The 7307-nt window shown below is 65.3% G+C and carries 11 protein-coding genes; 5 read left to right on the top strand and 6 right to left on the bottom strand.

The window, feature by feature from the left end; genetic code table 11:
• Nucleotides 1-238 precede the first annotated feature (238 nt).
• On the top strand, nucleotides 239-904 hold the full coding sequence (locus HMPREF3114_RS15990; RefSeq protein WP_032954353.1) for an HNH endonuclease: 666 nt from the start codon (nucleotides 239-241) through the stop codon (nucleotides 902-904).
• Nucleotides 905-1009: 105 nt separating this feature from the next.
• A complete protein-coding gene (gene dxs, locus HMPREF3114_RS15985) occupies nucleotides 1010-2917 on the top strand; it encodes a 1-deoxy-D-xylulose-5-phosphate synthase (protein ID WP_053499260.1) in 1908 nt (635 codons plus the stop codon).
• Between the two features lie 132 nt (nucleotides 2918-3049).
• On the opposite strand, the gene HMPREF3114_RS15980 is transcribed toward dxs, so the two are convergent.
• The 3 genes from HMPREF3114_RS15980 to HMPREF3114_RS15970 form a co-directional block, all read right to left on the bottom strand.
• Nucleotides 3050-3253: a hypothetical protein gene (locus tag HMPREF3114_RS15980; RefSeq protein WP_005417823.1), complete on the bottom strand. Its 204-nt coding sequence runs from the start codon at nucleotides 3251-3253 to the stop codon at nucleotides 3050-3052.
• 171 nt (nucleotides 3254-3424) lie between these two features.
• Nucleotides 3425-3988, bottom strand: a complete 564-nt coding sequence (locus tag HMPREF3114_RS15975) for a DUF3011 domain-containing protein (RefSeq protein WP_032956176.1) — start codon at nucleotides 3986-3988, stop codon at nucleotides 3425-3427.
• A 133-nt stretch (nucleotides 3989-4121) separates the two neighbouring features.
• Complete coding sequence (locus tag HMPREF3114_RS15970) at nucleotides 4122-4328, bottom strand: hypothetical protein (protein WP_005417826.1); 207 nt, start codon at nucleotides 4326-4328, stop codon at nucleotides 4122-4124.
• Between the two features lie 402 nt (nucleotides 4329-4730).
• Here HMPREF3114_RS15970 and HMPREF3114_RS15965 point away from each other — a divergent pair, with 402 nt between their 5' ends.
• The 3 genes from HMPREF3114_RS15965 to HMPREF3114_RS15955 are packed head-to-tail and all read left to right on the top strand — an operon-like array spanning nucleotide 4731 to nucleotide 5627.
• Nucleotides 4731-5015: a hypothetical protein gene (locus HMPREF3114_RS15965; RefSeq protein WP_053499224.1), complete on the top strand. Its 285-nt coding sequence runs from the start codon at nucleotides 4731-4733 to the stop codon at nucleotides 5013-5015.
• A gap of 12 nt (nucleotides 5016-5027) precedes the next feature.
• A complete protein-coding gene (locus tag HMPREF3114_RS15960) occupies nucleotides 5028-5261 on the top strand; it encodes a DUF1653 domain-containing protein (protein ID WP_053499226.1) in 234 nt (77 codons plus the stop codon).
• A gap of 33 nt (nucleotides 5262-5294) precedes the next feature.
• Nucleotides 5295-5627 (top strand): SMR family transporter, encoded by a 333-nt coding sequence (locus HMPREF3114_RS15955; protein ID WP_053499229.1) that lies wholly within the window; start codon nucleotides 5295-5297, stop codon nucleotides 5625-5627.
• A gap of 36 nt (nucleotides 5628-5663) precedes the next feature.
• On the opposite strand, the gene HMPREF3114_RS15950 is transcribed toward HMPREF3114_RS15955, so the two are convergent.
• The 3 genes from HMPREF3114_RS15950 to HMPREF3114_RS15940 form a co-directional block, all read right to left on the bottom strand.
• A complete protein-coding gene (locus tag HMPREF3114_RS15950; RefSeq protein ID WP_005417836.1) occupies nucleotides 5664-5837 on the bottom strand; it encodes a DUF1328 domain-containing protein in 174 nt (57 codons plus the stop codon).
• Nucleotides 5838-5931: 94 nt separating this feature from the next.
• Nucleotides 5932-6573 (bottom strand): LysE family translocator, encoded by a 642-nt coding sequence (locus HMPREF3114_RS15945; RefSeq protein ID WP_005417837.1) that lies wholly within the window; start codon nucleotides 6571-6573, stop codon nucleotides 5932-5934.
• Between the two features lie 98 nt (nucleotides 6574-6671).
• Nucleotides 6672-7280, bottom strand: a complete 609-nt coding sequence (locus HMPREF3114_RS15940; protein ID WP_053499231.1) for an ATP-dependent Clp protease proteolytic subunit — start codon at nucleotides 7278-7280, stop codon at nucleotides 6672-6674.
• Between the last annotated feature and the right edge of the window lie 27 nt (nucleotides 7281-7307).

Genomic DNA, 7307 nt, shown 5'->3' with positions numbered 1-7307 from the left:
GTCCTGCCAACCCACACCGCCCCGCCTCTGACAGTCCCCCGCAATCTGCCGTGGATCCACGCCACGCGTGGATGAAAACCACCGGAATCCATCTGGAGAAAAGCCCCCCCTTGTTAAGGGGGGCGCACCGACAGGTGCGGGGGATAGGAGGAATGCGCGGACCTGAATGTTGACGATTTGTGTATCGCCTGTCGGCGATACACAAATCGTCAACATTCAGGTATAAGCTGTTCTCCCGATGGAGACAGACACTACACGCTTGGGTCTGATCGAAGCCGGAGCTCCGTTTTCTGCTCCGGGCGCCGAAGCATCGCCCAACGCCACGACGCTGCATCGCCCCGGTTCGGTCCGGCTGCTCTCGCTTGATGCCCACGGACGCGTACTGGACTGGATCACCTGGCAGGATGCGGCCTGCCTCTACGCCCGCGAGGCAGTGGCCTGGACGCTCGGCGATCCCTGCCTGCACATCCACGGTGGCACCAACCGCTTCAGCGGCCTGCAGAGCGGCATGGACCTGCACCCGATCATCGCCGCCCGCGGCCACGCCCGCTCCCGCGCGATCGACCCCACGCCGAACCTGACCAACCAGGCCCTGTTCGCCCGCGACGCCCATCTGTGCATGTACTGCGGCCAGCAGTTCACCCGCCCGACGCTTACCCGCGACCATGTCATGCCGCTGTCCAAAGGTGGCCTGGACTGCTGGGAAAACGTGGTCACCGCGTGCTTCCACTGCAATTCGCGCAAGAGCGACCGCACCCCGCAGCAGGCCGGCATGCCCCTGCTGGCAGTGCCCTACCGGCCCAGCTGGATCGAGCACCTGATCCTGTCCAACCGCAACATCCTGGCCGACCAGATGGCCTTCCTGAAGGCGCAGTTGCCCAAGCGCTCGAAACTCAGCACCTGAACGCCCGAAAATGCAACCCTCACCGTCCTGTCACGGACGGCGGCGTTTGCTTGCCCCACCCCCGTTTGAGGGCGAAAATGGGCGTTCAGAAAAAGTGCGAACATGATGATCGACTCTGCCCGCTATCCCCGCCTCGCGCGCATCCAGACACCGGATGACCTGCGCACGTTCGACGAATCCGAATTGAGGGCGGTCGCCGACGAACTGCGCGCCTACCTCATCGAATCGGTGGGCAAGAGCGGAGGTCACTTCGCCGCCGGCCTGGGCGTTATCGAGCTCACCGTGGCCCTGCACTATCTGTACCAGACCCCGGTCGACCAGCTGGTGTGGGACGTCGGCCATCAGACCTACCCGCACAAGATCCTGACCGGCCGCCGCGACGAGATCCATACTGTCAAGCAGAAGGACGGTGTCGCGCCGTTCCCGAAGCGCGAGGAAAGCGAGTACGACACCTTCGGCGTCGGCCACTCCTCCACCTCGATCTCGGCCGCGCTCGGCATGGCCATCGCCCGCCAGTCCGAAGGCGACGACCGCAAGGTTGTGGCAGTGATCGGTGACGGCGCGATGACTGCCGGCATGGCATTTGAGGCGCTGATGCACGCTGGTGGCATGGAGCCGGAGCCGAACCTGCTGGTGATCCTCAACGACAACAACATGTCGATCTCCGAGGCAGTGGGCGGCCTGACCAAGATGCTGGGCCGAGCGACCGGCAGCCGTACGCTCAACGCGCTGCGCGAAGGTGGCAAGAAGATCCTCGGTGACAAGAAGAACAACCCGGCGCGTTTCGTGAAGCGCTGGGAAGAACACTGGAAGGGCATGTTCGTGCCCTCCACGATGTTCGAGGAAATGGGCTTCCACTACACCGGCCCGATCGACGGCCACGACATGCCGGCCCTGTTGTCCACCCTGAAGACGCTGCGCGCCTCCAAGGGCCCGAAGCTGCTGCATGTGATGACCACCAAGGGCAAGGGCTACGAGCCGGCAGAAGGCGATCAGATCGGTTACCACGCCGTGGGCCCGTTCGATCCGGACAAGGGCCTGGTGGCCAAGGCCGGGGCCAAGAAGCCGACCTATACCGATGTATTCAGCGACTGGCTGTGCGATGCCGCCGCCGCCGAGCCGCGCCTCTACGGCATCACTCCGGCGATGCGCGAAGGCTCTGGCCTGGTGCGCTTCAGCAAGGAATACCCGCAGCGCTATTTCGACGTGGCGATCGCCGAGCAGCACGCGGTCACCCTCGCCGCCGGCATGGCCACCCAGGGTGGCAAGCCGGTGGTGGCGATCTACTCCACCTTCCTGCAACGTGCGTACGACCAGCTGGTGCACGACGTGGCGATCCAGGATCTGGACGTGCTGTTTGCGATCGACCGCGCTGGCGTGGTCGGTCCGGACGGCGCGACCCACGCCGGCAACCTCGACCTCAGCTTCCTGCGCTGCGTGCCGAACATGGTGGTGATGGCACCCTCCAATGAAGCCGAGTGCCGGCAGATGCTCAGCACCGGCCTGCAGCACCCGGGTCCGGCGGCCGTGCGTTACCCGCGCGGTACGGGTACCGGCGTTGCGGCCGGCACCGACCTGTCGACCCTGCCGATCGGCAAGGGCGAGCTGCGCCTGCAGGGCAACCGCATCGCCCTGCTTGCCTTCGGCAGCACCGTGCCCGCCGCCGAGCAGGTCGGCCGCGAACTGGGCCTGAGCGTGGTCAACATGCGCTTCATCAAGCCACTGGATCGCGAGCTGGTGCTGACCATGGCCGCGCAGCACGAGGGCCTGGTCACGATCGAAGACAACGTCGTGGCCGGCGGTGCCGGTTCCGGTGTCGGTGAACTGCTCAATGCCGAAGGCGTGCTGCGTCCGATCCTGCACCTGGGCCTGCCCGACAGCTACCAGCACCACGCCAGCCGCGAGGACCTGCTGGCCGAAGCCGGTATCGATGCGGCCGGCATCCGCGCCGCCGTGCTCAAGCGTTGGCCACAGCTGGCCGCAGGCAGCCCACCGCTGAGCGCGGCGGGCTGAGGCCGATCAGGAATCCACGCATCACGGGAAGGTGCAGCCGAAGGCTCGCACCTTCCACGGTGGAAGCAGGTGGTTCCACGCCATGCGTGGATGGCCGGACCCCGCAGGCCCGCCCCGGCAGGCGCCCCACGCTCAACCGTAACTGACCGCTTCCACGAACGCCCCGCTGGCCTCCACGCGCACGGCGGCGCGCTGCCCGGTGTCGACGAAGTGCAGGCGGGCCAGGGTCTCGGCAAAGTCATAGGCTCGTGCGCCATCACGGAACTCGATTGGCTCCGGCCTATCCGGGTGCAGCACGCGCCACTGGCGCTGTTCGCATTGCAGGCGGATCAACATGCAGCTCACTCCTTGAGGCAGCGTATCGACGGCGGCGCGATGCTGATGCCGGCTACGGCAATCGACATCGGGAATCAGGGCACGCAAGGCGCCCTGATCACAGACGATACGGCGTTCAAAATGTGAGCTGTATCAGATTATTCTGATTTTCATGGGTTGAATCCGTAAAGCTCAGTTCACCTGGAACTGCGCCCTGCAGCCATCGCTCACCCAGATGCCGCGGCGATCCCAGCCCCAGCTCTGGCCTTCGATGCAGGCACTGCGCGAGTCCTGGCGGATCAGGCGCACGCCCCGGCGGATGCGGGCATCGCAGTACTCCTGCCGGTGGCCATTGGAATGGCAGGTAACCACATCGCCACCGCCCCATCCGTTGCCATTGCCGTTGCCCCAGCCGCCGCCATTGCCGCCCCAGCCGCCGCCGCGGCGGTATTCACCGACGAATTCGGCACGGCACCCCTGTGTGACCCAGACGCCGTTGCGCGACTGGCCCCAGGTCTCACCTTCCACACAGGGCGAACCGGACAACTGGCGGATCAGCCGCGCGCGGCCATCCAGGCGGCACTCGTTGCTGCGGTTCTTGACCGACTCGCAGCGCACGATGCCACTGCCATCGCGGCCGCCATAGCGGTCGTCGTCGTAGCCGTAGCCATAGCTCTGCGCCTGGGCGCCGCCGGCGGCCGCCAGCATCGGCAACAGGGTGCAGGCCAGGGTGCGCCAGGTGAGTGCCTTGCCCATCGAGATCTCCAGATGAATACGATGGCGCAAGCATCCGGGATTCACGGCCCGGCGCACAGAGGGAGGCGCGATGGCAGTTGTTCCCCCATTCAAACAACTCAACCGTGGCTGACTGCATTACGGGGGGCTGGCGTCACTCTCCAACGTAAAGCGCGTCTACCGTGTTGCCAAGCGCCTCGACCCGCACCGTGCTGCGCTGGCCGGTGCGGCGGTGATGCTCCAGGGCCAGCGCGGCGGCGGCATCAAAGGCGTCGGCGCCCCGGGCGTAACCGGTGGTGTCGCTCACCTGCGGATGCAGTACAGACCAGCGCTGGGCATTGCATTGGACGGTGATGACCATCGGGAGGCTCCTGCGGATGAAAGGGTGCAGTGGCAGGCAGCGGGCCGCTTGCCGTTACACCATCAGGCTAGCGACCGCCTCCGGGATGGCCTATCAGATTTGTACGAAAATGCCGCGCCTTCGCGTCGGATCTTGGCTTTCCTCACATCCCTGAGTCCGTTTAGCCCGTTCATTCCGTGATCCTTGTCACGGAGTCAGGCTGGCTTCACACTACCGTCATCAACAGGGGCCCCTTCCACATGCGCACCTTCTTCTCACAGCAACGCTGGACGTTGCTGAAGTTCTATTTCGTGGCCAGCTATCTGATCCTGATCGAAGAGTTGATCCGCGCCGCCGTGCATTGAGCGCTTGCTGGCGAGCTATTTGCGACAGAAAATGTCGCTTTAGGCACGGAGCTCGCACATGAAGGTGCTTCTTCTGATCCCGGCCCTGCTGGCTCTGGCCGCCTGTGCCAGCCAGGACACGGCGACCGCGCGCGCTGATGCCGCTGAGGCATCGCCAGCGACGCCGGTGGTGGGGGGCGACCGGGATGCGCACGGCTGTATCGGCTCTGCCGGGTATCAGTGGTGCGAACACAGCCAGCGCTGCGAGCGCCCCTGGGAGCTGGCGCAGGCGCAGGGCCTGGCCAACACGGCCGAGGCCATCGACGCGTACTGCGCCAAGCCCGCCAGCCCGGCGCGCAAGTGAGCACGCCCTGCCATGGCTGAGCTGACTCTCCTGCCCGATCTCGCCCGTGGCCGGTATCGCCACTTCAAGGGCGGCGACTACGAGGTGATCGACATCGTCCGCAGCAGCGAGACGTTGGAACCGATGGTGCTTTATCGCGCACTCTATGGCGAAGGCGGCCTGTGGGTACGTCCCTACCCGATGTTCATCGAGCAGGTTCCGGGCGAACACGGCCCGCAGGCGCGCTTCGCTCGCATCGACGACTGATCCGGTGCGACCCGCAGTGACCCGGAGCCCACGATGAACCCCTATATCTACCTGGCCGCCGCCATCGTGCTGGAAGTGATTGCCACGTCGCTGCTGAAGGCCTCGGACGGCATGAGCCGGCTGTGGCCGACAGTAGGCGCACTGGTTGGCTATGGGCTGTGCTTCTACCTGCTGTCGGTCACCATGAAGTCGGTGCCGACCGGCATCGCCTATGCAATCTGGTCCGGCGTCGGCATTGTGCTGATCTCGCTGATCGGCCTGGTGGTGTTCAAGCAGCGGCTGGATGCACCGGCATTGATCGGGATCGGCCTGATCTGCGCCGGCGTACTGGTGATCAATCTGTTCTCGCGCAGCAGCGCGCACTGAAGACGCTGCTGCGCGAACGGCGCTAGCTGACCTTCTTCAGCTGACCTTCTTCGCCACGCTCATGCCGATCAGGAACAGCACCACGGCGATGATGATGCCTGCCCAGAACAGGAACTTGGCGATGCCCACGGCGGCGCCAGCGATGCCGCCGAAGCCCAGCACGCCCGCGATGATGCCGATGATGGCGAAGATGATGGCCCACTTGATCATGTCGATCCTTTCCCTGCAGGGAATGCAAACGGTGCGATCAGGCTAGGCCGCCACCGATGCGGCGCTCGTGAACGGGCCGCGTGTGCGGCGTGAATCAACGCGGCCGGAAGCGCAACAACGCCACTGCGAAAGCCAGGAACACGCTTCCCACCAGCCGCTCGAACCAGCGCCTTGCGAATGGCTTGGCGAGCCAACGGCGCAGGCCGTGGCCACCGGCCGCATACATCACGTACCAGAACAGTTCGCAGGCCGCGAAGGTCGCCACCAGCACGCTGTACTGCACGGCCTGGCTGCGCGACGGGTCGACGAACTGTGGCAGGAACGCTGCGGCGAACAGCAGTAGTTTGGGATTGCTCAGGCCGACCCACAGGCCGCCACGGAACACCGTTCCTGCGCCATGTACCGGCGCCAGTGTGACCTCGTCAGCATCGGCCACCGCGGGTGCGGGCCGGCAACTGTCGCGCCACGCCTTGATGCCGAGCCAGGCCAGGTAGGCCACACCGAGATAGCGCAGCACCTCGAACAGCATGGGCGAGGAATGCAGCAGCGCACTCAGGCCCGCTGCGGAAGCCGCCAGCACCAGCAGCATCGCCAGCAGGCAGCCGGCCATGGCCGGCACACTGCCACGGAACCCCAGCCCGACGCTGCGCCCAAGGATGTGCAGCATGTTCGGCCCAGGCGTCCCGCACAGCACGAAGACCGTGGCCAGGAACCACCACCAGGTATGCAGTGCCATATCGGGCGTCCACTTCAGAACATCCAACCAGCATAGAGTGCGCCGGCCTGGCGCGGCACACACAGTGCAGCATGGATGCGGTGGTTACAGAGGCAGGCTCAGGCCGCGAGCGCGTCGCGCCGTACCAGTACCTGGTCGATCAGGCCCCATTCGCATGCCTGCTCGGCGCTCATGAACCGATCACGGTCCAGGGTCTGTTCGACCTCCTCGAAACTGCGTCCGCAATGCCGCGCATACAGCTGGGTGATGCGATGCTTGGTGCGCTGCATCTCCTCGGCGTGGATGAAGATGTCCGAAGCCTGGCCCTGCACCCCGCCCAGCGGCTGGTGCACATGCAGGCTGGCATTGGCCAGCGCCGCGCGGTGACCCGGCTCGCCGGCCATCAGCAGGAACGAACCCATCGACCGCGCGGTGCCCATGCACAGCGTATGCACCGGGGCCGAGATGTATTGCATCGTGTCGTACATCGCCAAGCCGCTGGAGATCACCCCGCCCGGCGAGTTGATGTACAGATGGATCGGCTTCTCCGGATTTTCAGATTCAAGGAACAGCAGTTGCGCGCAGACCAGCGCCGATACGGTGTCATCGACTTCGCCGTTGAGAAAGATGATGCGCTCGCGCAGGAGCCGCGAGTAGATGTCATAGGAGCGCTCACCGCGCTCGCTGCGTTCCACCACCATCGGTACCAGCTGCATTCTGTCCCGCATGTGCCTGCTCCCTGTAGCGTTCGATCC

Origin of the sequence: Stenotrophomonas sp. HMSC10F07, from assembly GCF_001807895.1 — a bacterium.
GTDB classification, from domain to species: Bacteria; Pseudomonadota; Gammaproteobacteria; order Xanthomonadales; family Xanthomonadaceae; genus Stenotrophomonas; species Stenotrophomonas sepilia.
This window is presented reverse-complemented; position numbering and strand designations above follow the sequence as displayed.